Source organism: Streptomyces vietnamensis (genome assembly GCF_000830005.1).
In the GTDB taxonomy this organism is placed as follows: domain Bacteria; phylum Actinomycetota; class Actinomycetes; order Streptomycetales; family Streptomycetaceae; genus Streptomyces; species Streptomyces vietnamensis.
Genome location: NZ_CP010407.1, coordinates 2,998,168 through 3,023,426, shown reverse-complemented (window position 1 = coordinate 3,023,426; position 25,259 = coordinate 2,998,168). Strand labels below are relative to the sequence as shown.

Genomic DNA, 25,259 nt, shown 5'->3' with positions numbered 1-25,259 from the left:
TCCGAGGGTCACGCCGTCCTCACCCACGCTCGTGAGCATCGGCGCATGACCTTCCTGTCCCGTGCCGCGCGCCCGGCCGCCGGCGGTTCGGCCGTCGCCCTCGCCGTCGCCGCCGCACTCCTCGCCCCGACCTCGCCGGCGTACGCCGCGGCCAACGCCGTCCCGACGTACGAGGTGAAGATCAACCTCACCGCGGCGGCCCTCGACGCGAGCTTCGCGCCGAGCGCGGCGGTCAAGTCGGCCTTCGGGATCACCGGTTCGGCCAAGGCCCGCTCGTACAGCTACTACGACACCGACGGTCTCGCGCTCGACGCGCAGGGCTGGAGCGTCCGCCTGCGCCACAAGAGCGGCTCGTCGTTCGAGGAGACGTACAAGAAGCGGTTCCCCGTCACCAACGGCGACATCGACGCCGCCCTCACCACGGCCAACGCCGCCGGCTTCGACAGTTCCGACACCAACTACGACGCCGAGGTCGACTGGGGCTACGCCAAGCAGACCCTCAGCTTCTCCAACGAGAAGTCCCACAGCTCCAGCGGCTACTCGGGCACCACGATGCCGACGAGCACGACCGGCCGCACCTGGCTCGTCAACGACGTCCCCGGCAAGCTGGAGAACTGGGGCGGCACCGGCTGGGGCAGGACCACGCTCCAGGCCTCCCGCGCCCACGGGCCGGTGACCTCCAAGGTGTACGGGGGAGCCTGGGGCCCCTCCGACGACGCGAGCATCGAGGTGCTGCCCGTCGTCGGCGCGAACGGGACCGGCACGGAGTACGTCGTCGAGCTCTCCTTCAAGACCGGCTCGTACGCCGACGCGGCCGACCTGCACGCCGACGCCATCGCCGTCGCCGAGTCCCACGGCTGGCTGTACCACGGCGACATCCTCAAGACACAGCTCATCCTCGACCGTTACTAGGACGCAGGACGTACGAGGGCGGACCGCGCGTTCACCCAGGACTCGCCCGGGCGTTGCGAACACGTCGCCCGGAGTTGAGTGAAGGACTGGACCATGAGGCCGCCCTCACCGGCGACTTTCCACGTCATCCAGGGAGTTCTGATGAATCCGTCGAGCACGCGTCTCCTGCGCCGGCCCGCCCTCGTCGTCCTGCCGCTGTCCGCCGCGCTCGCGTGCTCGGTGGTCGTGGGGACGGCCGACGCCACCCCGGCGCACCACGGCGACCCCGCCGGCCGGGTCCTCTCCACCTCGACGCTGCCCGACATCCCGCTGGCCGCCTTCAGCAACGGCCTGCTGCCGGGCAGCGTCGCCGACGACCGGGGCGTCGACCTCGGCGGCATCGGCAGCGACCTGTACCCGGCCGGGCGGCGCGGCGAGTACTGGACCGTCACCGACCGGGGCCCCAACGGGCAGATAGCCGTCGGCAAGGACAAGCGGCGCACCTTCCCCGTGCCCGGCTTCGACCCGGCCATCGTGAAGATCCGCACCGTCGGCGACCGCCTCCAGGTGCTGAAGTCCATCCCGCTCACCACCGCCTCCGGCGCCCCCGTGACGGGCCTGCCGAACCAGCCGGGCCGCGACGAGGCCCCGTACGACTACAACGCCTCCACCCCGCTCGCGTACGACCCGAACGGCCTCGACACCGAGGGCCTCGTCCGCGACCGGGACGGCAGCTTCTGGCTGGTCGACGAGTACGGGCCCTCGCTCGTGCACGTCTCCGCGAAGGGCCGGGTCCTCGCCCGCCACGTCCCCAAGGGCCTCGGCCTGACCGGCACCGACTACCCGGTCGTCGAGTCGCTGCCGTCGATCTTCCTCCAGCGCAAGGCCAACCGCGGCTTCGAGGGCCTCGCGCTGCTCCCCGACGGCGACCTCGTCCTCGGCCTGCAGAGCCCGCTGCTCAACCCCGACAAGGTCTCCGGCGAGAACTCCCGCACCACCCGCCTGCTGCGCTTCTCGCCCGAGGAGAACCGGGTCACCGCCGAGTACGCCTACCGCTTCGACGCCGTCGGCGTCGTCGAGCCCGGCCAGACCAAGACCTCCGAGCTGAAGCTCTCCGCGCTCGTCGCCGTCGGCGGCGACCGCCTCCTCGTGCAGGAGCGCACCGACAAGGCCGCCCGCCTCTACGAGGTCCGCCTCCGCCGCGGCTCCGACATCCTCGGCACCACCTGGGACACCGCGACGGCACCCACCCTGGAGCAGCTCGACGACACGGCCGCGGCCGAGGTCCCGGTCCTCGACAAGCGGCTCGTCATCGACCTGAACACGGTCGAGGGCGTCCCCGGCAAGATCGAGGGCGTCGCCGTCGAGGGCTCCTCGACCCTCGTCCTGCTCAACGACAACGACTTCGGCATGACGGACGGCCCGGAGGCCTTCGACGCGAACGGCCGCCTCGTCGACAGCGGCGTGGAGACCACCCTCGTACGGGTCAGGCTGGACCGCCCGGTCCGCTGAGGGTCGTCCTCGGTACAGCGGGCCCTCAGTACAGCGGGTTGGCCATCGGCGTGTACCGGGCGTCGGCCCCGTCCACGTCGAGCCAGCGCAGCAGCAGGTTGGTCTTCGCGGGGACGTGGGGCGAGGCGAGCAGGGCGGTGATCTCCGCCGGGCCGCCGTGCTCCGCCGCGTACCCGGCGAAGACCTCCCGCGCCCGGGGCCACAGTTCGCCGGCGAGCTCCGGGTGGCGGTCGGTGAGGGCGCCGGCGATCTCGGAGAGGTTGTTCGTCACCAGGCAGTACGCCAGCCGCTCCCAGCCGTGCGCCGCGTCCAGGACCGGGGCGGGCCCCCGTGACGCGTACCGGTCCAGGAGCGCGCGGTGCCGCTCGGCGACGATCCGTATCCCCTCGTGGTCGCGGAAGACCACCTGCGCCGGGAGGCCGGCGGCGTCCACGCCGACGAGGACGTTCTGCAGATGGCACTCCAGGACCAGGCCGTGCGCCCGCCAGGCGTGCAGCACCGGTGGTACGAGCCGGTCGAGGTAGCGCTGCCACCAGACGAGGGCCCGCTCCGGGGTCAGCCCGTCGAGCGGGTTCCCGGGGAAGCCCTCGCCGATGCCCGCCGCGAGCAGCGGCGTCACCCCGGGCAGCAGATGCGGACGCAGGCCCTCGCGGGCGATCACCGCGAAGCCCTCGTAGGCGTGCTGCCCGCCGAGGTCGGCGGTGCGGTAGCCCCGGTCGGCGAGGAAGCTCGCCGTGGGGAGGGGGTCGAAGACCGGCGCGAGGAGCTCGCCGATCGTCCGCAGCCAGAGGAGGTCGCGCAGCTCCAGACGGCGGTTCCCGTTGGTGATCTGCACGTCCAGGCTGAGCTTGCAGAAGAGGTCGGCCTCCGGCAGGTACACCGTCCGTATGGAGGAGGTCGGCACGGCCGGCCCCGCCTGCGGCGCACTCGCACCGAGCCGGAGCAGCCGCCCGTCACGGAACGCGGGCAGCCCGCTTTCGTGCAGCAGGTCCAGCTCCCAGGGGTGAATGGGGAGAACCACATAGCCGTCGGGCCCCGCCGTCCCCAGCACCTCCAGGAGCGACAGGTCCCCGTCCTCCGCGACGACGTCGGCCCGGACGCCGAGGAGCTCCAGCGGGAACCGGGCGTACGCCTCCGGCGCGTACGGCAGCCAGCTCTCCGGGGCGCCCGCCCCGCGCGCCTTGGGCGCCGGGTGGTACCGGTGCCCGGCGAGCAGCGCCTGCTCCGACCGCAGGTACGGGTCCTCCGGCGGGCACGCGGCGGCGCGCGCGTCCTGCAGCGCCGCGATGACGTCCCGGCTGTCGGTCATCTCGCCGACGACGGTCCTGTTGGTGACGCCGGTGTGCCGGCCGAGCTCGTCGGCGGTCAGCGCCACGAGGGCCTCGAAGGTCAGCGGGAGCCAGCCGCCGTCGGTGCGGACACAGGGTTCGGCGGGCCTGCGGCCCGCCCGTACCCGAAGGAGACGGCCGGTCGCCGGGAGCCGGTGGACGGCGTGGTCCGCGCCCGGGCGGGGCTCGGGCCGGGCCACCTCCCGGATCAGACAGTTGAGGAGGGCGGTGGCCGACAGGGCGTCGGCCCGGTCCTTGGCTTCACTCACGACAGCGCCTTCCCCCCGTTCTCCGGCGGGTCTTCCACCGGTAGGGACATCCTGCGCAGGGTAGTGAGCCTTCATGCACTTCGCTCCGGATCACGACACGGGCGTACGGCAGCCACCGCGCGCCCCCGAGGCGGCCGCCGCCCCACCCCCAGCTTTCGCCCCCGAGGACGACTTCGCCACCGAACTGGCGGCCGTGGCCCCCGGGCTCCTCGCCGCCTACCGCGAGGAACTGCCCCCGGCGCGGGCGGCGGTCCTCGGCCGGCTGTGGCGCGCGCTGCTCCACGAGCCGCTGCCGGGGGTCGCGGAGCGTGACGCGCACGCCGGCCGGGTGGTGCTCGCCGACGGGCGGGTCCTGAGCGGGCCGCCCCGGCGCCCGTACGACCTGGTGGTCCCCGGCGAGGACACGACCGTACGGCTCGACGGCCGCGCCCACGACCACCCGGCCGCCCTCCTCGCCGCGCTCGGCCTGCCGGGCGCCGAGGCCCTCGTCGCCGAACTCGGCCACGGCGTCGCCTCCCTGGCGCTGTCCCGGGCGGGGGCGACCTACCGGCCGGAGGACGCCCGTTCCCTCCCGTACGTCGAGCAGAGCGTCGTCGACGGGCACCCGTACCACCCCTGCTGCCGCAGCCGCCCCGGCCTCTCGGTGGCCGAGCAGCTCGCGTACGCGCCCGAGCACCGCCCCGTCGTCGACCTCGACCTGGTGGCGGTCCCGGCCGACCGGTGCCTCGTCGCGGGGGAGTGGCCGGACCGGCTGCGGGACGGCGACCGGCTGCTGCTGCCCGTGCACCCCTGGCAGAGCGCGCACGTCCTGCCGGGCCTCGGACACGAGCCGTACGCCACCGGAGCGATCCCCGCCCGGCCGCTGATGAGCGTACGGACCCTCGCCCCGCTCGACGGCGGACCGCACCTGAAGACGGCGCTGACCACGCGGATGACCAGCGCGATCCGCGACATCTCGGCGAGCGGCGTCGAGAACAGCGCGCCGCTCTCCGCGCTCCTCGCGCAGGTCGTGGCCGACCCGGCCGGCACACTGACGATCACCCGCAACCTCGCCGGCGCCTCCGCGCTCGTACGCGGGGAGCCCAGCGCCGACCTCGCCGTCCTGCTCCGCGAGTCACCGTCCGCCGCCGCGCGGCTGCGCCCGGGGGAGACGGTCGTGCCGGTGGCGGCGCTCGCCGCCCGCCCCGCCGGAGACGGACCGCCCCTGATCCGGACGCTCCTGGCGTCCGCCGGGGCTCCGGACGCGGGCGCCGACTGGCTGGCCGCCTTCGCCGGCCTCGCGGTGCCGCCGCTCGTCCGCCTCCTGAGCCGGGGCGTCGCGCCCGCCGCCCACGGGCAGAACCTCCTGGTCGTGCTCGACGCGCACGCCCGCCCCCGCCGGCTCGTCTACCGGGACCTCGCCGACGTGAGGCTGAGCCCGAGCCGCCTCGCCCGGCACGGCTTCGACGCGGCTCCCGTCGGCGGGCGGGTGATCGACGACGACCCGGACGTGCTCCGCACGATGCTTTTCGGCCACCTCTTCGGCACGACGTTCGGGACCCTGGTCTCCGCCCTCGCCGCCCTTGCCGAACGCGACCGGAAGGAGGAGGACCGGCTCTGGGACGTCGTCGCCGCCGCGGCCCACCGCGCCTACGACGAGCTCCCCGCGACCCCCGAGAACCGGGCCGACCGCGCGGCCCTCCTCGCCCCGGAACTCCGGGTCAAGGGCCTCACCCTGATGCGCCTGCGGGGCGTGGACCGTGACGCGTGGATCCCGCTCCCGAACCCCCTGGGGCCTGTCCGACCAGGACGTCACCGCCCAGACGTACCTCAGGACCGGACGCCCCGGCCCGGGTCGTGGCGCTGATGGTGGCGGGACTGCCGAGGGAGTCCCCCATGTCGACCGCGATCCGGTCGACGCCCCGGCCGGCCAGGTGGGCGGCGAGGCAGGCCGTGCTGTTGGCGTTGGCGATGTCCTCGGGGACGCCGATCGACGGGGCGAACATGCGGGCCGCGACCCGCCCCGAGGGCGTCGGCGCGGAGTACACGTAACAGCCCAGGAGCCCGAGGCGGTCGCAGGCGGCGCGGAGCCGTTCCACGTCCGGGGCCAGCGCGGCGAGTTCGGACCGCGAGGCCACCGGGACGAGGAGCCGCGGCCGCCCGACCGAGGCGACGCGCACCCCCTCCCCGAGCGCGTCCGGGGCGAGGCCGAGGGCGGGCAGGACGAGCGCGGACTCGCCGCCGGTCGGCTCGCGCAGCTCCACGGGCCCGTACGCGAAGCCGACGCGGGCGTACGGCCCCTTCCGTACGGCCCAGCCGGGGAACGTACGCCCCGCCGTCCGGAGGGAGACCCGGCACGCGTCACCGCCCGCCCGCGCGGCGAGGTACCCCAGGGCGGCGAGCGTGCCGTGCCCGCACGACGGCAACTCCCCCTCGGAGGTGAAGAACCGGAGGGAGAAGGCGGGGCGGCCGTCCCGCTGCTCGGGCTCCGCCGAGACGAAGACGGCGTGCGAGGTCCCCGTCGCCCCGGGCACCCGCCGCCGCTCGTCCTCGCCGAAGGGCCCGTCGTCAAGGACGGCGGTGGGACTCCCGCCCCGACTGTCCCCGCCGTCTGGACCGCTAGGACCGCTCCTGCTGTCGTCCCTGTCGTCCCTGTCGTCCCTGTCGTCCCTGTCGTCCCTGTTGTCCCGCAAGCACGCGCGTACGACCGTCACGGCCGACTCTCCGTCAAGCATCACACGCGTGTCCGTACCCCGTCGGCAGCCTCCGCCAACAGCGGGCCGTCAGAGGCTGCGGGCGGTGATGTCGCCGTACGAGGTGGTGGCCCGGATGCTGAGGCCGGCGGCGGAACCCCCGGCGTTCTGGAGGGAGTTGCGGATCCGGCCGTAGGCGGTGCCGGCGTCGAGGGAGGCGGAGACGCCGCGGGCGGCGCCGACGTTGATCTCGCCGGCTTCGGTACGCAGCACGACGGTGCCGCGCAGGGCCTCGCCGACCCGGAGATCGCCCTTCTGGGTCCTGATCTCGGCGTCGCCGCCGAGACGCCCGACTGTGATGTCGCCGGCCTGCAGGGTGAGGCGGGCGCTCGCGGTCTCGTCGAGCTTCACGGTGGCCTGCGCGCCCTCGAACGTGACGTCGCCGAGCCGCCCGACACCGCGCAGTTCGGCGGCAGCCGCCTTCGCTTCGACCCGGGAACCGGCGGGCAGCTGGACGGTGACCTCGACGGCCCCGGAGGGACCGAAGTACTGGTTCTTCGCCGCGGGGGCCGCGATCCGCAGCACACCGTCCCCGAAGGAGACCCCGGTCTGCTCGGCCGCCTTCACGTCGCGGCTCCTGGAGGCGTCGGCGGGCAGGACCTCGACCGTGGTGTCGGTCCGGTCGGCGGCGATGAACCGGATGCGCCCCGCGGGGATGTCGAGGACGGCGGAGACGGGGGCGGTGGTGGCGAACGTCTGCATGGTGCTTCTCCTTGGACTCGTCGTTTCCGATGAAGGAAAAGCTACGTTGCATTCATGAGTATGGCAACGCTGTCGTTGCGAGGAATCGACATAAGTGCAGGTAGAGCCCGGGATTTCATTGCAACAGTAGTGAAGCTAATGCAACGCACGGCACCCTACTCGTTGCAATCGATTGAAGCTGAACGCTATGGCGTATCGGCCGACCCCGTGCGCCCGCCCACGGGTGCGGGTGGTCACTCCCTCGCGCGGTCGGTGATCCAGCGGGCGGCGAGGAGGCCCGAGGCCGCGGTGAGGGCGGCGGCGGCGATGACGGTGGCGTCGAGGCCGAAGGCGTCGGCGAGGACGCCGGCGACCAGGGCTCCGGCGGCGTAGCCGATGTCCCGCCAGAAGCGGTAGGTGCCGAGGGCGTTGGCGCGCCAGGCGGGGTGGGCGTGGTCGGAGACGGAGGCGATGAGGGCCGGGTAGACCATGGCGGTGCCGATGCCGAGGGCGACGGCGGAGAGGACGCCCGCGAGCAGGGGCCGGTCGAGCAGGGCGAGGGCGAGGAGGAATCCGGCGGCCTGGACGAGCATGCCGGTGACGATGAGGGGTTTGCGGCCGATGCGGTCGGCGAGGTGGCCGGTGGGTATCTGGCCGATGCCCCACAGGATCGGGTAGAGGCCCTTGATGAGGCCGACGGCGGCGAGGCCCAGGCCGTGGTCGGTGAACAGGAGGGGGAAGACGCCCCAGGTCAGGCCGTCGTTGAGGTTGTTGACGAGGCCGGCCTGGCTGGCGCCGCGCAGCGAGCGGTCGCGCCAGGAGGTGCGGATGAACGTGGCGGTCAGGCCCGTGTCCCCGCCGGCGGGCAGGGGCTCGGGGTGCTGGGCGAGTTCGAGGGCGACGTGGGCGGCGGTGTCGCGGACGACGAGGGCCAGGGCGAGCCCGGCGACGACGAAGACGACGCCGATGAGTTCGGGAACGGGGCGCAGGCCGTAGGCGGTGGCGAGGTAGCCGGTGAGGAGGGCGGTGGCGCCGACGGCGGTGTAGCCGGCGGCCTCGTTCAGGCCGGTGGCCAGGCCCCTGCGGGCGGGCCCGACGAGGTCGATCTTCATGTTGACGGTCATCGACCAGGTCAGGCCCTGGTTGAGGCCGAGCAGGACGTTGGCGGCGACGATCCAGCCCCAGGAGGGCGCGTACGCGAGGGCGAAGGGGACGGGGACGCCGATCAGCCAGCCCGCGACGAGCAGTTGCTTGCGGCGGAAGCGCGCCGTGAGCGCGCCGGCGGCGAGGTTGGTGAGGGCCTTGGTGAGGCCGAAGGCGATGATGAAGGAGAAGACGGCCAGGTCGCTGGTCAGTCCGAAGGTTTCGGTGCCGATGAGCGGGACGGTGGTGCGTTCGAGCCCGACGAGGCCGCCGACGCAGACGTTGACGATGACGAGCAGGGTGAACTGCAGCCGGTTCTCCCGCAGTCCGAGCCGTACGGGACGCCCGGAGGCGGTGGTGGCGTTCACGGGTGGGTGGTCTCCCCGCCCCGGACGAGCTGCTGTCCCCGGGCTGCGGCGTACTGGTCGGGTCCGCCGTCGAGGACGGTGATGTCGGTGTGGCCGGCGCGTTCCAGGAGGCTGGCGGCGGTCATGGCGCGCTCGCCGTGCCGGCAGGCCACGACCGCCCCGCCGGGGGCGCCGGCGGCCCGGGCGGCGAGGCTGCCGAGTTCGATGTGCGTGGCGCCGGGCACGTGGCCGGCGGCGAACTCCGCTTCCTGGCGTACGTCGAGGTAGGGGCGGTCTCCGGCGCGGTCGGCCGCGACGAACGGGGTGGCGGTCTGGGGGTTGCCGTCGGCGAGCCAGCCGGGCATGCCGCCGGCGAGGCGGCCCGCGAGCCGCTCGTAACCGATCTTGTACGCCTGCCAGACGATCTCGCCGAGGTCCTGGTCGTCGCCGGTGACGAAGGCGATCGGCGCGGTGTCGGGCAGGAGCCAGCCCAGCCAGGTGGCGAACTGGTCGCGGAGCGGGATGGAGAGGGAGCCGTGGATGTGGCCGGCGGCGTAGTCCGCCGCCGGGCGGACGTCGACGACGTATCCGCCGTCGGCGAGCAGCGAACCGACCTGCCCGGGGGTGAGGACGGGCAGCAGCGGGGTGGCGGCGAGAACGGCGGGACCGCGACGGTTGGCCTCGGCGAGCCGGTCGAAGTAGGCGGGGTAGCTGCCCAGGCTGCCGGTCAGCCGCGCGGTGAACGCGTCCTCGTCGGGTGCGGCGAGCAGCGGGTTGGTCTGCTTCTGCGCGCCGATGGTGGTGGTGCGCTCGCTGCCGGGAGGGGCGGAGCAGAACGAGCCGGCGCCGTGGGTGGGCCACACGGCGGTCGCGTCCGGCAGCCGCGTCAGGCGCTGGAGGGAGCGGTACTGGGCGCGGGCCAGCTCCTCGGTCCGGTCGGCGCCGAGGAGATCGGTGCGGGCGGCGGAGTCCACGATCAGCGAGCCGCCCGTGAACACGCCCAGCTCCCGGCCGTCGTCGAGGAGCAGGAAGGAGAGGTGCTCGTCGGTGTGCCCGGGGGTGGCCAGGGCCCGCAGGGTCAGCCCGCCGAGGTCGACCTCGTCCTCGTCGGCCAGGCCCCGGTGCGCGAAGGCGCGGTGTCCGGCGGCGGACGCCAGCAGCGTGGCGCCGTGGTCGTGGCCGAGCTGTACGGCCCCGGAGAGGAAGTCGGCGTGCAGGTGCGTGTCGGCCGCGTACGCGACGGTCAGGCCGCGCCGCTCGGCGGCGGCGCGCAGGGTCCGCAGGTCGCGGGCGGCGTCGACGGCCAGGGCGCGGCCGTCGCCCAGGTCGACGAGATAGGCGCTGTTGCCGAGACCCTCGTCGACCAGCGGAATCAGATGGTCGTCGGCGAAGCCCACGGGGTCCTCCCAGGATCGACTGCGGGGCCGAGGGGACGGGGTCACCGCACCCGTCCCGGCCTCACTTACAATATTCCATGGATTCATGGAGGATGGCATGGTGAAGACCACCACCGGCTCGAAGGCGGAGCTCTACGACGCGTTCGCGGCCAGCGGCAAGGCGCTGGCCAGCGGAAAGCGGCTGGAGCTGCTCGATCTGCTCGCCCAGGGCGAGCGCACCGTGGACGCGCTCGCGAAGGCGGCCGGGCTGAACCTGACGACCGCCTCGGCGCACCTGCAGACGCTCAAGCGGGCCGGTCTCGTCGCCACCCGCCGGGAAGGCGTACGCATCCACTACCGGCTCGCCGGCCAGGACGTCGCCCGGCTGTTCGCGCTGCTGCGCAAGGTCGCCGAGAACCACCGGGCGGCCGTGCCCGCGGCCCGCGACGCCCACCTCGGCGAGGACGGCGCCGCGGAGATCACCCACGAGGAGCTGCGGGCCCGCGTCGAAGCCGGGGACGTGGTGGTGCTGGACGTGCGGCCGGTGGAGGAGTACCTCGCCGGACACATCCCCGGCGCGATCTCCATCCCCGTCGACGAACTCGCCGACCGCATCGACGAACTGCCCGAGGACACCGAGGCCGTCGTGTACTGCCGCGGCGAGTACTGCGTGCTCGCCTACGACGCCGTGCGCCTGCTGACCGGCCACGGGCGCCGCGCGATCCGGCTCAACGACGGCATGCTCGAATGGCGCCTGGCCGAGATGCCCGTGGACACCGGGACCGGCTGACCCCTCGACCTGACTTCTCGACGGGACCGACGGATCCTGGCGGCTCGGAGTTCGACGACGGCGACGACCGATGAGTTTCTCCGCGAGTCGCAGTCAGAGATCATGACTGGTGCGCAGGGACCGCGAGTTCGGGTCCTTGGCGCACCGGACCGGATCCACCGAGAACCCGACACGAGACACCGAGGAACCCCAGATGCGCACTCTGATCAGCACCGCCTTCATCTCGCTCGACGGCGTCGTGGAGGCCCCGGGCGGCGAGCCCGGCTACCGCAACTCCGGGTGGACCTTCAAGGACGTCGAGTTCCTTCCCGAGGCGTTCGAGATCAAGGGCCGTGAGCAGAAGGAAGCGGCCGCGATGCTGATGGGCCGGACCAGCTACGAGGCGTTCAGCCCGGTGTGGCCCGACATGGAGGACTTCGCCGACTACAAGGCGATGCCGAAGTACGTCGTCTCCACCACCCTCGCCGAAGGCGACCTGGTGTCGAACTGGGGCGAGACGACGATCCTGCGCTCGCTCGACGAGGTCGCCGCGCTGAAGGAGACCGAGGGCGGACCGATCATCGTCCACGGCAGCGCCTCCCTGAACCAGGCCCTCTCGGACGCCGGCCTGATCGACCGCTACCACCTGCTCGTCTTCCCGCTCCTGCTCGGCGCGGGCAAGCGGCTCTTCAGCGCCACGGACAAGGACACCCAGAAGCTGAAGCTGGTGGAGCACGAGGCCTACGCCAACGGCCTGCAGAAGCAGGTCTTCGACGTCGTCCGCTGACGACGGCTCACCGGAGTCCGGAGACCATGCCCGAGGCCCCACCCGCCGCGCGTTCCTACGATCGACCCGCCGCCGACCACCACCTCGTCCACGCCGACCGGGATGCGGCCATGGCCGGGCCACGTTCCGGCTGTGGGACTGGCACGAGGACGCCGCACAACGGATCCGGGACCGCGGGAGGATCAAGAGGTGTCCGATCCCCGGTCGGCCGGTGCCGGCGGACAGGGCGGATGCGCCGGTCGACGAGCGGTGCGGCTCCGGTGCTTCCGTCGCAGGCGGCGAACGGGGGGTCTGTGGGAAGTCGACGGCTGCACGGAGGTCTCGGGGCGGCGGTGGCGCTGGTTCTCGCGGTGTCCACTGCCATGCTTCTGGGCAGGTCGTGGAACGCCTGTGACGTGGGAGTGAACAACGCGGCCAACGGCGGCTTCCTGCTCTGGCTGTTCGTCCCGGGCCTCTGGACGGCCCTGCTGCTGGCCTGGGCCGCGGTGGGTGCCCTCCTCGGGAACCGCCCCCTCCTCCATGCCCTTGCCCTCGCGGTGACGCTCCTGGGTGTCGCCTGGTGCGCCGTCTCGATCTTCTGGGAGGGCACCGCCACCCCTCCGTGCCCCGGCGGCGTGCCCCCGTGGTGGCCGAGCTTCATCCCTGCCCCGGGTGTCTGAGAGCTCGAAACCACCCCCGACCAGCAAAAGGTAGGGATACGGAAAAAATACAGAACCCGTGCAGTCGCCTCCGCGACGCTGGTCCTTCGACCCCGCACCCCGGGGCCCGGTGGAGAGGAGCGAGCATGGGGACAGCACGGGACGCCGTACTCGACTACGCCGCGGGCACCTTACGGCTGCTGCCCGGCCAGGCCGCGGTGACCTCCGCCGTGCTCGAGGGACCGCCCGCCGCCCTCCTGGAGCGGACCCCGCAGCTGGTGCGCGGTTTCGCGGGCGAGCGGACCGACGGCGGGGCCCTGTTCCGCGCGGCGGCCGGACTCCCCGGGGAGACGGCCGCCCCGGGCCCGGCCGCCGGGGCGGACGACGGGCGCGGCTGCGTCCTGGTGCAGTCCCTGCCCGCGCTGAGCCGGGAGTCGGCGGGGAGCGCGATGGCCTCCCGCACGGACCGGCTCACCGGGGCCGCCGACCGGCTGCACTGGGAGCTTGCCGAGCGGGGGGACCTCCCCGGGGGTCCCGCCGCCGGGCGGCTCGCCGCCCGGTACGCGCTCTGCTACGCCGGGGCCGCCCTCCTCTGGCTGTGGCGGGCGGGCGGGGAGAGCTGCCGGGAGTGGACGTACGAGGCCGTGGACACCGTCCTGACGGCACTGGAAGGCCCTTCATGCGTGCCGGACGTCACGGCCGCGCTCGCCCTGCTCGCCTCCTGAGGGTCACCAATAGCCCGGCTCAGGCGGCGAGTTCACCCGCCAGGGCCTGCTGGAAGGTGCGGGTGAGCAGCGGGCCGGGGCCGACGCCCAGCCGGTCGGCGAGCAGTTCCCGGCCGGAGTGGAACTGGAGCAGGGCCGCCGCGGGCTGGCCCGCACGGCACTGGGCGGTCATCAGCAGGCAGCGGAACCGCTCCCGCAGCGGGTACCGGGCCACCAGCCCGGTCAGTTCGGCGAGCAGGCCGTGCGGGAGCCCGGTGGCGAGCTCCGCCTCGGCCCGGTCCTCCAGGGCCGTCAGCCGGGCCTCCTCCAGCCAGGGGCGCTCCTCCTGGGCCAGTTGCTCGGTGGTGTCGGCCAGGGCCTCGCCCTGCCAGAGGTCGAGCGCCGAACGCAGGACGGCGGCGGCCCGTCGCGCGTCCCCCTGCCGCAGCAGCGTGCCGCCGAGCGCGGCACGCTCCGCGAACAGGCGGTGATCGCAGGTCAGTTGTCCGGGGGCGGCCGACAGGCGGTAGCCGCGTCCCACCCGTTCGAGCCGGGCGGCCCCGTCGAGCGGGGCGCGCAGCCGGGAGGCGTAGGTGTGCAGCTGGGCGACGGAGCGGGCCGGGGGACGCTCGCCCCACAGGGCTCGGATCAGGCGGCTGTCGGGGACGACCCGTCCCTCGGCGAGCAGCAGTGCGGCGAGGACCGTGCGGGGCTTCGCGCCGCCCAGGGCGTTCTCCGCGTCCCCCGACGCGGCCCGGATGCGGACCGGTCCGAGCAGTGCTGTCTCCAGGAAGGGCGTCATGGGGAGCGACCGTAGGCGGACGGCTCATCCTCCCGGTATCGGCCGCTTATCGGCGGTCCGGACCGCCGACTCGGGCGGGCCCGTTCCCTCTGTCGGACCCGTGTCCCAGACCTTATGATCATGACAACTTTCAGGGAGGGGGGCCCGGGTTGGCGTCGATACGGTTCGGTCTGCTCGGGACACTCCGGCTGACCTGCGAGGACCGGGAGATCCGGCTCGGCGGGGCCCGTCAGCGTGCGGTGCTGGCCCTGCTCCTGCTGCGGCACGGCCGCACGGTCTCGGTGGAGGAGCTCGCCGAGACCGTCTGGGACGGTTCGCCGCCGCCCACAGCCCGGACCCAGATCTCCATCTGCGTCGCCCAGCTGCGCAAGCTGTTCCGGGAGGCGGGCGTCGACGGCGAGGTCATCGTCACCTCCCACCCCGGGTACCGGCTCGACACCGAGGGCCACGGACTCGACCTCGTGGACTTCCTCTCGCTGACCGGGCAGGCCTCCGCGCTGGCGGGCTCCGGCCGCCCGGCGGAGGCCGCCGACGCCTACCGGCGGGCCCTCGCCCTGTGGCGGGGCCCCGCCCTGGACGGCGTGACCGGTTACGCGCTGGAACAGGAGGCATGCTGGCTGGAGGAGCAGCGGCTGACCGCGCTGGACGGCCACGCCGAACTGCGGCTCGCCCTGGGCCGCCACCAGGAGCTCACCGCCGAACTGGCCGCCCTGGTCAGGGAGCACCCGCTGCGGGAGCGCACCCGGCACTCGCTGATGCTCGCCCAGTACCGCTCCGGCCACCGCGCCGACGCCCTGGAGACCTTCCGCACCGGGCACCAGCTGAGCATCGACGAGCTGGGGCTCGAACCCGGCACCGCACTGCGGGAGCTGCACAACGCGGTCCTCTGCGAGGACCCGGCCATCGCGGCCCCGCCGACCGTCCCCGAGCCCGTCGCGGCCATCGCACCTGCCGAGCCTGTCGTGGCCGTCGCACCTGCCGTGTCCGTCGCGGCCGTCGCACCTGCCGAGCCCGTCGCGGGTGTCTCACCTGTCGCATCTGCCGTGTCCGCCTCGGCTGTCGCACCCGTTACGGCCGAGGAGCCGGAGGAGCAGCAGGGGGCCTCGCCCGCGGACTCCCCGGGCGGGGCCCCCGCCCCCGCCGGCCACCGCCCCGCCCCGCCCATCTCCGCGCCCCTCGCCCCGTCCGACCTCCCCCCGAACATCCCCTCCTTCACCGGCCGCACCGCCGAGACCGAGGTTCTCGACGCCCTCCTCGACGGTCGCCCCGACGGCGAGCCGCCCCGGGTCGCCCTGGTCACCGGGGTGGCCGGGATCGGCAAGACCGCGCTGGCCGTGCACTGGTCGCACCGCGCGGCCGCCTCCTTCCCGGACGGCTGCCTCCATGTGGACCTGGGCTCCGCCCCGGCCGCCCCCGGCGAGGTCCTGGGCCGCCTGCTGCGCTCGCTCGGCGCGCCCGGCGACCGGCTGCCCGACGACGAGGCGTCCCGGATCTCGCTCTACCGCAGGCTGCTGCGCGGCCGCCGGGTCCTCGTCGTCCTGGACGACGCCTCCTCGTTCGCGCAGGTCGCCCCGCTGCTGCCGGCCAACGGCGGCTGCTGTGTGGTCGTCACCAGCCGGGAGAGCATGGAGGAGCTGGTGCTGCGGCACGGCGCCGTGCGGGTGCCGCTGGGGGTACTGGACCGGGCCGACTCCACCGCCCTGCTCGACCGGATCGTCACCGGCGGCCGTACGGCCGCCTCCCGCACGCAGACGGCCCGGCTGGCCGAACTCTGCGACGGGCTGCCGCTCGCCCTCTGCATCGCCGCCGCCCGGCTGGCCACCCGCCCGCACTGGACCGTGCGCCGTCTCGCCGACCGGCTCGCCGACGAGCACCGCCGTCTGGACGAGCTCAGCCTCGGCGGGAGCCGGGTCCGGGCCAGCTTCGAGCTGAGCCACGGCTGCCTGTCGCCGCGCCTCGCCTCCGTGTACCGGCGGCTCTCCCTGCTGGACGTCCCCGACGTGCCGGCCTGGGCCGTCGCCGCCCTCCTGGACTGCCCGGTGGAGACCGCCGAGCAGTACCTGGACGAACTCACCGACGCCCACCTCCTGGAGGTCTCCGGCCCGGACGCCACCGGCCAGTACCGCTACCGCTTCCAGAGCCTGCTCCGCCTCTACGCGCGCGAACGCGCCCAGGAGGACCCCGACCGCCCGGCCGCCGAGGCGGCCCGGGACCGGGCGCTGCACAGCTGGCTGACCGTCGCCGAGGCCGCCCACCGCCGCGAGTACGGCGGCGACCACTCCGTGGTGCACGGCCCGGCCCCCCGCCCGCACGTCGACCGGGACCTCCTGGACGACCTGCTGGCCCGCCCGCTGGACTGGTTCGACTCCGAACGCCACTGCCTGGTGGCGGCCGTCACCCAGTCCGCCCGCCTCGGCCTCGCCGCGCTCGCCTGGGACCTGGCCGCCTCCACCGTCGGCTTCTGCGAGATCCGCAGCAACACCGACGACTGGCGCCGCCTCTGCGAGGAGGGCCTGGCGGCCTCCCGGGCCGCCGGGGACCGGCAGGGCGAGGGCGTGATGCTCGGTGAGCTGGGCGCCGCCCTGCTCTACCGGGGCGAGTCGGAGGCCTCGGTCCGGCTCCTGGAGGAGGCGGACGGCGTACTGCGGGCCGGCGGCGAGGTCTACGGGGCCGCGCTGAACGCCTGCAAGCTGGCCGTCGTGGTCCGCCAGCGGGGCGACGCCGGCGCGGCACGCGCACTCCTGGACGGGGCGCTGCCCGCGCTGCGGGCCGCCGGGGACCTCTCCGCGCAGGCCCACGCGCTCAACAACCTCGCCCAGATCGCCCTGGACGCGGGGGACCCGGAGGAGGCCGTACGCCTCGGCCGGGAGGCGGTCGCGCTGGCCCGGGGGCTGGGCGCGACCCGGGGCGCGGCCCAGGCCTTCCACCGGCTGGGGCGGGCCCTGCTGGCGGCCGGGCGGCTGCCGGAGGCGGAGGAGGCCCTGACCGAGGCGGCCGGAATCGTCCGCGCCAAGCACGACCGGCTGGGCATGGCCTACGTCCTGCTTGGCCTGGCCGAGGCCCGCCTGCGGGCCGGCCGCGCCGACCGGGCCGACGAGGACCTCACCGCCGCGCTCGCCCTGGCCGAGGAGACCGGAAGCACCGTCCTCATGGGCCGCCTGCACCTGCTCCGCGTCGAACTCGAGGAGGCGCGGGCACCGGGCGCGGAGCTCCCGCAGGAGGCCTGATCCGGGCCGCCGTTCAGTCCCAGGGCTCGGTCTGCACGACCATCGTCGTCCCACCGGCCGCGGCCGTCACCGTCGTCCCATCGGCCACCGCGGTACCGGCTGCCAGAGCGACACCCGTGATGACCGCCGCGACCGCCACAACCGCCTTGACCAGACGTCCGTTCCCCATGTCCCCACGTCCTCTCACCCTCGCCCACCGGACTCCGGCCCCTTGCCGGTCCGTTCCCCGGGCGACTCGCTCTGACATCGACAGAAGTTAGGGGAAGGGGACTTCGAGTCCTTATCGACCCGTTATCCCTTCCCTCTCCTTGCCCCTCCGACCTGCGGAAAAGGGCGCGGCCCCCAGCGGGGGAAGCCGGGGGCCGCGCGTGCGGGAGTGGTTCGGAGTGGTCCGGGCGGGACCGGTCAGAACTTCAGGGTCCAGTGGTCGAGCGTGCCGGAGGAGCCGGCCGAGATGTCCTCGACCCGGAGCTTCCACACCCCGCTCGCCGGGGAGGCGGAGGCGTCCACCGTGTAGATCTGCTGGATCACGCCGTCGCCCTCTTCCTCCACGGACTCCTTGACCAGGTACACCTTGCCGTCGGGGGCGACCAGGTGAACGTCCAGGTCACCGCGCCACTCGTGGGTGGCGTGCAGGTACACCTGGAGGTTCTTCGGCGCGTTGCCCGCGATGCCGGTGACGGTGACCGGGACCTCGATGGTGCCCGGGTCCGGGACCGTGTGCGGGGTCTGCACTTCGTACGAGGGGAACGTCATCGACCAGGCGTTGAGGGTGCCGACGGAGCCGGGGGACGGGTCGGAGACCTTCAGCGTCCACTTGCCGTCCGCCGGGGAGGCGGAGGCGTCCACCCGGTAGGTCTCGCGGAGCACCCCGCCGTTCTCGGTGGCGGCGGTGGAGGTCGCACGCAGCGGGTAGGTCCGGCCGTCCGGGGAGAGCAGGTCGATCCGGACGTCGCCGCGCCACTCGTGGGTGATGTCCACCGCGACCTGGAGGGCGGCCGGGGCCTTGCCGCCGATGCCGTCCACCGTGAGGTCGGAGGTGACCGATCCGCCGTCCGGGACGCTGAGGTTGCCGGTCATGGCGAAGGGGGTGGGGAAGTTCAGCGACCAGCCGAGGAGGGTGCCCTTGCCGCCGGCGGAGGCGTCCGTGATCTGCAGCTTCCAGGTGCCGGAGGCGGGGGAGGCGGAGGCGTCGACGGTGAAGGAGCCGAGCGCGCCGCCCGTCTCGGTGGCGGAGGTGGACTTCAGGCGGTACAGCCGCCCGTCGGGGCCGATCAGGTCGATCTTGAGGTCACCGCGCCAGTCGTGCCTGCCCTCCAGCTCGACCCGGAGCGCCTTGGGCGCGTTGCCCGGAACCCCGGTGACGGTCAGCGGGGCCTCCAGGGTGCCCGGGTCCGGGATGATCCGGTCGGTGTCGTCGAAGACCTGGGAGGGACGCGGCCGGGCGGCCGGGGCCGGCTCCGGGGCGACCGTGCCGAGGACGGCCTTGCCGACGTCGATGCGGGGGGTGACGGCACCGGTGTACGTGATCGGCGTGCCGGTGGTGCCCAGCTTCGCCACCAGGTTCGCGATGCTCTCCGTCGGGTACTTCTGGCGCAGTACCGCCAGGGCTCCCGTCACGTGCGGGGCCGCCATCGAGGTGCCGTTCTTCGCCGCGTAGCCGTTGCCCGGGACCGAGGACACCACGGCGGTGCCGGGTGCCATCACGTCAAGGAGCGGGCCGCGGTTGCTGAACGAGGCCACCTGGTCGTCGTCGGTCGTCGCGCCGACCGTCACCGCCGACGGGACGCAGCCGGGGGCGTTGACCGCGTCGCCGTACCCGTTGTTGCCGGCCGCGACGACCGTCGCCACGCCCACCGAGTACAGGCTGTCGATCACGGACTTCCGGGGGTCGGTGTCGCAGGCCGTGGTCCAGCGGCCGGCGCCCAGCGACATGTTGGCCGCGACGATGTCCATGCCGGACTGCTTCAGTGCGTACACCTTCTCCAGCGCCTTGATCTGCGAGCTGGTGAAGCTCAGCACGCAGGGGCTGTTGCCCGCGCCGCAGTAGTCGTCGGAGTCGAAGCGGGAGAACACCTGCATCGCCACGATGTTCGCGCCCGGGGCCACTCCGCGCTTGGGGGCGCCGCTCAGGCCGGTGCCGTTGCCGGCGGCTATGCCCGCCACGTGGGTGCCGTGGGAGCAGGCCGCGCCCAGTTCCGCGCAGGCGCCGGTGTCGGCGTCGGCGCTGCCGGCGCCCTCCTGCGAGGCCTCGCCGTTCGGGCAGAGGCTGGTCGCGCCGTAGCTCTCGTCGTTCACCGAGAAGCAGGCCTCGGCCGTCACCCGGCCGCCCAGGAACGGGTGGTTCTTCGCGACACCGGTGTCGATCACCGCGACCGCGGTGCCCGCCCCGGTGGCGCCGGCGGCGAAGGCCTTGTCCGCGCCGATCTTGACGGTCGACTCGTCCAGCATCGCGGGGACGGGGACGTCCTCCGTCACGCTCACCACGTCCGGGTTGGAGCGGAGTTCGGCGAGGCCCGCCTGGTCCACCGTCAGGGTGACCATCGGCAGCCGCTCGTACGCCACTTCCGTCTCCCCCGCCGCGGCGGCCGTGGCCACGTCGGAGCGGGTCTGGGTCACCACGTTCACCCGGACCGTGCCGCCGCCCGCGGTCCCGGTCTCCAGCGCCGGGTCCACCGGGACCTCGTCGGCGGCGGCCGCCGGGGCCACCCCGACCAGGGGCACCAGGCCCGCCGGCAGTGCACCGAGCAGCAGGCCCGAGGCCATCGCGACGGCCACAGCAGATCTCTTCACGACAGGCTCCAGGGAGTAGGCACCGAGCGGGCGGTGCCGCGGCGGTAGAAGGAAGCGGGGGAGGGGAGGGGGTGACTCGCTGATGAAGCCCGCGAGTTCGGGGCTGGAAGTTCAAGGGGGCGGGGCCGTGTGGTCAGGCCCCGGGGCGGGGACCGGGCAGCAGCGTCGGCTGTTCGTCTGCCCGGTTCCCCTGCGTCTCACGACCCGTCAGGTGGCGTCGGCGCCGTTCTTGGGGTGGCCGCCGTAGAAGACACCGACGTAGTAGGCGTACGCGGTGGACCGGCAGGCGCTCTTCCAGAAGTACGCCGGGCAGGTGTTGTAGTAGAGCATGTTGTAGAAGGCCACGTCGGTGGCGATGCCCTTGTTGCGGTCCAGGTAGTAGCGGTAGCCCTTGTAGGTGTTGCCGATGGTGCCGTAGCCGTAGTCGTGCGAGTCACAGGCGGTACGGAAGTCCCAGCCGTTGGGCTTGTCGGAGGCGCTGGTGCAGTGGTCCTCGAAGATGCCCATGACCCAGGCGCCGGTCGGGGTCTTCTTCCAGCTCGGGTTGTGCCAGCCGTAGTGGGCGACCTTGGTCGCGCAGCCGCTGTACTGGTACCACATCCACGTCTCGGGGCGGGAGCAGTAGCTCGGGTAGGCCTGCGCGGAGGTGATCTCACCGCCGGCGAAGTCCTCGGAGGCCGGGGCGACGCCCTCCGCCTGGGCCAGGCTCGGGGCGCCCTGGACGGCGCTGCCGCCCTCGGGGCGGATGCCGGTGGTCTCCACCGACTGCGGGGCGGCCGCGTCACCGGAGTAGGTGAGCTGCCAGGAGGCGCCGTCCTCGGCGGAGGCGGCGACGACCCGGTCCGAGGCGTCGTAGCTGTAGGTGTTGAGCTGGCTGCCGGACGCCGGGTCGACGACCTTGCGGAGCAGGCCGGAGCCGTCGTACGAGTAGCGGGCCAGGGTCGACACGGTCTGGCCGACGGTGACGGTGATGTCCTTGACCTGGCCCGCGACGTCGCCGAGGGTCTGGCCGGAGGCCGTGGTGGCGGTCGCGTAGTTGACCTTCACGGTCTGCGCGGGGACGTCGGCGCGAGCCGGGTCCTTGACGGTGGAGACGCGGCCGGTGCTGTCGTAGCTGACCGTCGTCTGCTTGAAGGCGGTGTTGCCGACCGCCGTCACCCGCCAGTTGTCGCCGCCGCCGCCGACCTGCTTCCAGGTGTAGGACGGCTTGAGGGAGGCGGCCGCGATCGGGGCGCCGGTGGAGTCCACCGGCACGTCGTCACCGGAGGCGACCTGGGTGAGGTCGATGTTGAGCGTCTCGGTGATCGTGGTCTTCAGTACGCCCGCGAGGTCGTCCCACTGCACGTTCTCCACCAGCGTGGAGCCGTCGGACGCCTTGTAGGTGTTGATGCTGCCGCCGTTGGCGCCGGCCACGGAGTCGGTGAGGTTGTAGCGGACGGACTCGGCGGTGTCCAGGTCGGTGGTGGTGATCGAACCGGAGCCGGGGACCAGCTTGCGGTTCAGCTGGCCGCCGACGAACTCGGCCTCCCAGCTCGGACCGAAGACCCCGAGGTCGGCGCGGGTGGCCGGGGCGTCCTGGGCCTGGGCGACGCCCGGCCCGCTCCCGTCCACCGTGTGCGTACGGCTCATCAGGCCGTACGAGACGTCGTTCTCGGATATCTGGAAGCTGTCGTCGGACGACTGGTACATGCCCGGGCCGATCAGCTGGGTCTCACCGGTGTCCAGCGCCGGGGAGGGGATGTCCTCGGCGACGGCCGACTGCGGGAGCAGCAGGGCCAGTGACACTGCCGCCACTGCGGGCAGCGCGATTTTTCGCACGTTCGGTTCCTTCGGGTCACCGGCGGCATACGGTCCAGACCTTCGCGGCCGGCCCCTGTCTCGCCTGTTCGAACCGGTCGTTCTCGGCCGGCAACGAGAAACCTAGGAACCCGCCCCTTCGATCCGTTATGCCTCCGCCATCGCCCTCCCCGATGCCGCTCCGATGGCACTCGGTTGCCCGTACGGTGACGCCCGCGGACGACCCGTACGCGGTCAGGGTGCGGTGCCGTCGGCGAGCGGCGAACCAGGTGCCAAGTACGGCCTGACCAGTGGATACAGCCCCTCGCTGATCGCTTCTGGACAGCAAAGGCCCCGGCGGGCGGCCGGGGCCTCGCGTGGCTCGCTGAAACTCGGTTGCGTCTCATCGGGGTTGAGTGTCCCTCCCTGCCCACGTGAGTATGCGTACTCACGCGCAGGGGGCCGGCTTGATCAGAGGCTGTGCACATGAGACGAATCCCTGCCTCGGCCCGCATGTTCGCCGGCTCCTCGCGCCGACCGCGACTCACTCTGGCCATGACAGCCTTGGCTGTGCTGGCACTTGGTGCGTGCGGCACCGAGAAGGCGACCACCGGCGGAGAACGGGCCGTGCGCGCGGAGGCTGTGGAGAGCAGGCAGCCTGATCCGACCCTCGCGGAGATACAGGAGCACATCGAGCGGTCGTGCCCCCCTCCGGGCGCCCCGCCCGTGGCGCCGCCGACACCAGCACCGGCACCACCCGGCGAGGAAGTACCGGACGACATGGTCGTGCCGATCACGCCCACGGCGGGACCGGAAGTGGAGCTGAACGCGCGTGACTGGTGCGCCGGCAACCTTCACGAGGAGCGCATAGCCGGGGCCCTCTGGGATCTGACGGATCCCACCCCCACGAAGGTCAGGACGATCCTGAACGACCTCGGCTACGTCGACGAGCGCATCCACGACCTGAAGCAGTCCGGTGCGACCACGCGGTTCTTCCTCGACCTGCGTGAGAAGGGCGGGCGGCTCTGCCTGGAGGGCTCGGCGGCCGGCGAGGAGACCGTCGTCGACAAGTGCGTGGCCCCCGCGACCGGTCGGTTCACGCCTGGAGACCGGAATCGGTGACCACCGGCTCGGGTGATCGGCCCGAAGCCACGGGCGCTCAGAGTGCGGTGAGTCTCCGCGAGGGCCTCCGGTGGCCCCACCGGAACGGTGAGAAGTGGCTCCGCCGAGCGTGAGGCCTCACGCCTTGCCCGTCCGTCCGGCCGAGTCCTCGGAGCTCCAGGACACCGGGGCGCGCTCACTGAAAGCGGGCGGGCGCTCCGCCGAGGCCGTCCGGCGGCCTCCGCACGGCCGCCGGAGGCCGCCTCTGGCCGGTTGCAGCCGGACAGATCAAGCCACCCGGAGCCCTTGCCCCGGCACGCTCGCACCCCGACTGAAAACCACCTCTGACCAGCAAAAAGACCCTCCCGAAGGAGGGTCTTGGATCTTGCGCCCCCGGCAGGACTCGAACCTGCGGCCAAGTGCTTAGAAGGCACCTGCTCTATCCACTGAGCTACGGGGGCCGGGTGGTGGCCGTGTGGCCAGGAGCCCCTGGTGGGTGGGGTGTGCCTGCCGGGACAAGGATAGGGCTCCGATCGCCTTGGCCCGGTTGCTTCACCTGCGTGGCACGATGTGGAGGTTCGGTGAAGCGAACCGATAATCGCAGGCAGGTGCGATTCGCGCAGCGCTTTTCGCGCCACTCGGGGCGGGTGTTGTGCACTCGTTATGCCCGACCTTCCGGTGGCCACCCTTCTCTTCGGCGCGCAGGGCCCCCATACGCTTCAAAAACACTCATAAATTGGGCATTCTTCGCATGTGGTGACCTTGGACGAACGGCCTCAGCTGATCGACGCACTCTCCGCCCTGCGCGACCGAGTCGCCGCCGTGCGTCTCCCACTGCCCCTCCCCGACACGCCCCGCGCCCGCCAGACCCGGGCCGAGTTGCTCGCCCAGCTCGACGACTACCTGGTGCCCCGGCTGAAGGACCCCGACGCCCCGCTCCTCGCCGTCGTCGGCGGATCCACCGGGGCCGGGAAGTCCACCCTCGTCAACTCCCTTGTCGGGCGCCGCGTCAGCGAGGCGGGGGTGCTCAGGCCCACCACCCGGACGCCCGTCCTCGTCTGCCACCCCGAGGACCACCACTGGTTCGCCGGCATGCGGGTCCTCCCGCAGCTCACCCGCGTCTGGCTGCCCCAGGCCGACGAGGACCACCCCGTCGACGAGCCCGCCCCCGAGGAGAACGCGCTGCGGGTCGAGACGGCCGCCTCCCTGCCCCGGGGGCTCGCCCTCCTCGACGCGCCCGACATCGACTCCCTCGTCGTCGAGAACCGGCTCCTCGCCGCCGAGTTGATCTGCGCCGCAGACATCTGGGTGATGGTCACCACCGCCTCGCGGTACGCCGACGCCGTGCCCTGGCACCTGCTCCGTACCGCCAAGGAGTACGACGCCACCCTCGTCACCGTCCTCGACCGCGTCCCCCACCAGGTCATCGGCGAGGTCTCCCGCCAGTACGGGGCACTGCTCGACAAGGCCGGCCTCGACCGCGTGCCCCGGTTCACCATCCCCGAGCTGCCCGAGTCCGCGGGCGGCGGCAGCGGACTGCTGCCCGACAACGCCGTCGCCGCCCTGCGCGACTGGCTCGCCCACCGCGCCCAGGACCCGGCCGCCCGCCAGCAGGCCGCCGACCGGACCGCCTCCGGAGTCATCGACTCCCTCGACGCCCGGCTGCCCGAGCTGGCCGCCGCCGTCGCCGCCCAGTACGCCGCCGCCGGCCGTCTCGCCGGCGTCGTCGAGGCCGCGTACCGGGAGCAGGCCGGGCGGGTGCGCAAGGAGCTCGGCCGCGGCGCCGTCCTCGCCGGCGACGCCCGCACCCGCTGGCGCGGCTACCCCCGCGACAGCACCGCCGAGGAGCTCCTGGACGCCCTCGCCGAGTCCCTCGCCGCCCTCCTCCACTGCGCGGTCTCCGCCGCCGAGGAGCGCGTACGGGACACCTGGCGCCGCGAACCCGCCTCCGAGGCCCTCGGCCCGCCCCGCACCGGCGGCGACCGGGAGACGACGGAACGCATCGGCATGGAGGTGCGCCGCTGGCGCCGCGTGCTCGAAGAACTGGCCGAGGAGGAGGTGCGGAGCGTGGAGCGCCCCTCCGGTTCGCGCGCGGCCCGCACCGCCGTCCCCGAGCCCGACACCGTCGCCGCCCTCCTCGCCGCCTCCCTCCTCGGCGGCCGCCGCGCCCGCGCCGCCGGCGAACGCCTCGCCGAACTCCTCGGCGCCCAGGCCGCCCTGCGGCTCCGCGACAAGGGCGGCGAACTCGTCCTCTCGTACGTCGACCGGGTCCTGCACGCCGAGCGCGACCGGCGCCTCGCCCCCCTGGACGCGCTCGACGTGACCCCCGAGCCGCAGGCGGAGCTGATCGCCGCGCTCTCCGTACTGCAGAAGGAGAAGTGAC

General features: G+C 73.5%; 18 protein-coding genes, 1 tRNA gene and 1 pseudogene. 10 read left to right on the top strand and 10 right to left on the bottom strand.

The genetic code is table 11. From position 1 onward, the window contains the following. Positions 1-45: 45 nt before the first annotated feature. Together SVTN_RS13420 and SVTN_RS13415 are read left to right on the top strand one after the other, a co-directional pair. Positions 46-912: a CYTH domain-containing protein gene (locus tag SVTN_RS13420; protein ID WP_041129300.1), complete on the top strand. Its 867-nt coding sequence runs from the start codon at positions 46-48 to the stop codon at positions 910-912. Positions 913-1,053: 141 nt separating this feature from the next. Beyond that, positions 1,054-2,403: an esterase-like activity of phytase family protein gene (locus SVTN_RS13415; RefSeq protein WP_041129299.1), complete on the top strand. Its 1,350-nt coding sequence runs from the start codon at positions 1,054-1,056 to the stop codon at positions 2,401-2,403. 25 nt (positions 2,404-2,428) lie between these two features. Here SVTN_RS13415 and SVTN_RS13410 read toward each other — a convergent pair whose 3' ends face one another. Next, positions 2,429-4,000, bottom strand: a complete 1,572-nt coding sequence (locus tag SVTN_RS13410) for an IucA/IucC family protein (protein WP_041129298.1) — start codon at positions 3,998-4,000, stop codon at positions 2,429-2,431. 73 nt (positions 4,001-4,073) lie between these two features. Between SVTN_RS13410 and SVTN_RS13405 the strand changes: the two genes are divergently transcribed. Beyond that, entirely contained in the window at positions 4,074-5,846 is a 1,773-nt protein-coding gene (locus tag SVTN_RS13405) for an IucA/IucC family protein (protein ID WP_063782254.1), read from the top strand. A 7-nt stretch (positions 5,847-5,853) separates the two neighbouring features. Here SVTN_RS13405 and SVTN_RS45500 read toward each other — a convergent pair. The 4 genes and pseudogenes from SVTN_RS45500 to SVTN_RS13385 all read right to left on the bottom strand — a co-directional run. Beyond that, a pseudogene (locus tag SVTN_RS45500) lies at positions 5,854-6,714 on the bottom strand (PhzF family phenazine biosynthesis protein); the annotation flags it as partial. Between the two features lie 48 nt (positions 6,715-6,762). Beyond that, positions 6,763-7,434 (bottom strand): DUF4097 family beta strand repeat-containing protein, encoded by a 672-nt coding sequence (locus SVTN_RS13395; protein ID WP_041129296.1) that lies wholly within the window; start codon positions 7,432-7,434, stop codon positions 6,763-6,765. 233 nt (positions 7,435-7,667) lie between these two features. After that, a complete protein-coding gene (locus SVTN_RS13390; protein ID WP_041129295.1) occupies positions 7,668-8,924 on the bottom strand; it encodes an MFS transporter in 1,257 nt (418 codons plus the stop codon). Continuing rightward, on the bottom strand, positions 8,921-10,300 hold the full coding sequence (locus SVTN_RS13385; protein WP_041129294.1) for an MBL fold metallo-hydrolase: 1,380 nt from the start codon (positions 10,298-10,300) through the stop codon (positions 8,921-8,923). Before SVTN_RS13385 ends, SVTN_RS13390 begins: the two co-directional genes overlap by 4 nt. A gap of 97 nt (positions 10,301-10,397) precedes the next feature. Between SVTN_RS13385 and SVTN_RS13380 the strand changes: the two genes are divergently transcribed. From SVTN_RS13380 to SVTN_RS13365, 4 genes are all read left to right on the top strand, one after another. Beyond that, positions 10,398-11,069, top strand: a complete 672-nt coding sequence (locus SVTN_RS13380; RefSeq protein WP_041129293.1) for an ArsR/SmtB family transcription factor — start codon at positions 10,398-10,400, stop codon at positions 11,067-11,069. 193 nt (positions 11,070-11,262) lie between these two features. After that, positions 11,263-11,835 carry a dihydrofolate reductase family protein gene (locus SVTN_RS13375; RefSeq protein WP_041129292.1) on the top strand — a complete coding sequence of 191 codons (573 nt, stop codon included), beginning with the start codon at positions 11,263-11,265 and terminating at the stop codon, positions 11,833-11,835. Between the two features lie 395 nt (positions 11,836-12,230). Then, a complete protein-coding gene (locus SVTN_RS13370; protein WP_245727533.1) occupies positions 12,231-12,494 on the top strand; it encodes a hypothetical protein in 264 nt (87 codons plus the stop codon). 125 nt (positions 12,495-12,619) lie between these two features. Further along, positions 12,620-13,198 (top strand): hypothetical protein, encoded by a 579-nt coding sequence (locus tag SVTN_RS13365; protein ID WP_041129290.1) that lies wholly within the window; start codon positions 12,620-12,622, stop codon positions 13,196-13,198. A 19-nt stretch (positions 13,199-13,217) separates the two neighbouring features. On the opposite strand, the gene SVTN_RS13360 is transcribed toward SVTN_RS13365, so the two are convergent. Further along, positions 13,218-13,979 carry an AfsR/SARP family transcriptional regulator gene (locus SVTN_RS13360; RefSeq protein WP_041133858.1) on the bottom strand — a complete coding sequence of 254 codons (762 nt, stop codon included), beginning with the start codon at positions 13,977-13,979 and terminating at the stop codon, positions 13,218-13,220. A 149-nt stretch (positions 13,980-14,128) separates the two neighbouring features. Between SVTN_RS13360 and SVTN_RS13355 the strand changes: the two genes are divergently transcribed. Next, entirely contained in the window at positions 14,129-17,206 is a 3,078-nt protein-coding gene (locus SVTN_RS13355; protein ID WP_052499097.1) for an AfsR/SARP family transcriptional regulator, read from the top strand. A 13-nt stretch (positions 17,207-17,219) separates the two neighbouring features. Here the strand turns inward: SVTN_RS13355 and SVTN_RS44255 are convergent, their stop codons facing one another. The 3 genes from SVTN_RS44255 to SVTN_RS13345 all read right to left on the bottom strand — a co-directional run bounded on the left by SVTN_RS44255 (position 17,220) and on the right by SVTN_RS13345 (position 21,817). Continuing rightward, positions 17,220-17,375 carry a hypothetical protein gene (locus SVTN_RS44255; protein WP_159026448.1) on the bottom strand — a complete coding sequence of 52 codons (156 nt, stop codon included), beginning with the start codon at positions 17,373-17,375 and terminating at the stop codon, positions 17,220-17,222. A gap of 236 nt (positions 17,376-17,611) precedes the next feature. After that, positions 17,612-19,999, bottom strand: a complete 2,388-nt coding sequence (locus tag SVTN_RS13350; protein WP_342669677.1) for a proprotein convertase P-domain-containing protein — start codon at positions 19,997-19,999, stop codon at positions 17,612-17,614. A 207-nt stretch (positions 20,000-20,206) separates the two neighbouring features. Beyond that, positions 20,207-21,817: a phospholipase A2 gene (locus SVTN_RS13345; RefSeq protein WP_245727532.1), complete on the bottom strand. Its 1,611-nt coding sequence runs from the start codon at positions 21,815-21,817 to the stop codon at positions 20,207-20,209. A gap of 738 nt (positions 21,818-22,555) precedes the next feature. On the opposite strand from SVTN_RS13345, the gene SVTN_RS13340 reads away from it, so the two are divergent. Further along, positions 22,556-22,897 (top strand): hypothetical protein, encoded by a 342-nt coding sequence (locus SVTN_RS13340; RefSeq protein WP_245727531.1) that lies wholly within the window; start codon positions 22,556-22,558, stop codon positions 22,895-22,897. A gap of 367 nt (positions 22,898-23,264) precedes the next feature. Here the strand turns inward: SVTN_RS13340 and SVTN_RS13335 are convergent. Then, a tRNA-Arg gene (locus tag SVTN_RS13335) sits at positions 23,265-23,337 on the bottom strand. Positions 23,338-23,638: 301 nt separating this feature from the next. Here SVTN_RS13335 and SVTN_RS13330 point away from each other — a divergent pair. Beyond that, entirely contained in the window at positions 23,639-25,258 is a 1,620-nt protein-coding gene (locus SVTN_RS13330) for a dynamin family protein (protein WP_041133853.1), read from the top strand. Position 25,259 lies beyond the last annotated feature (1 nt).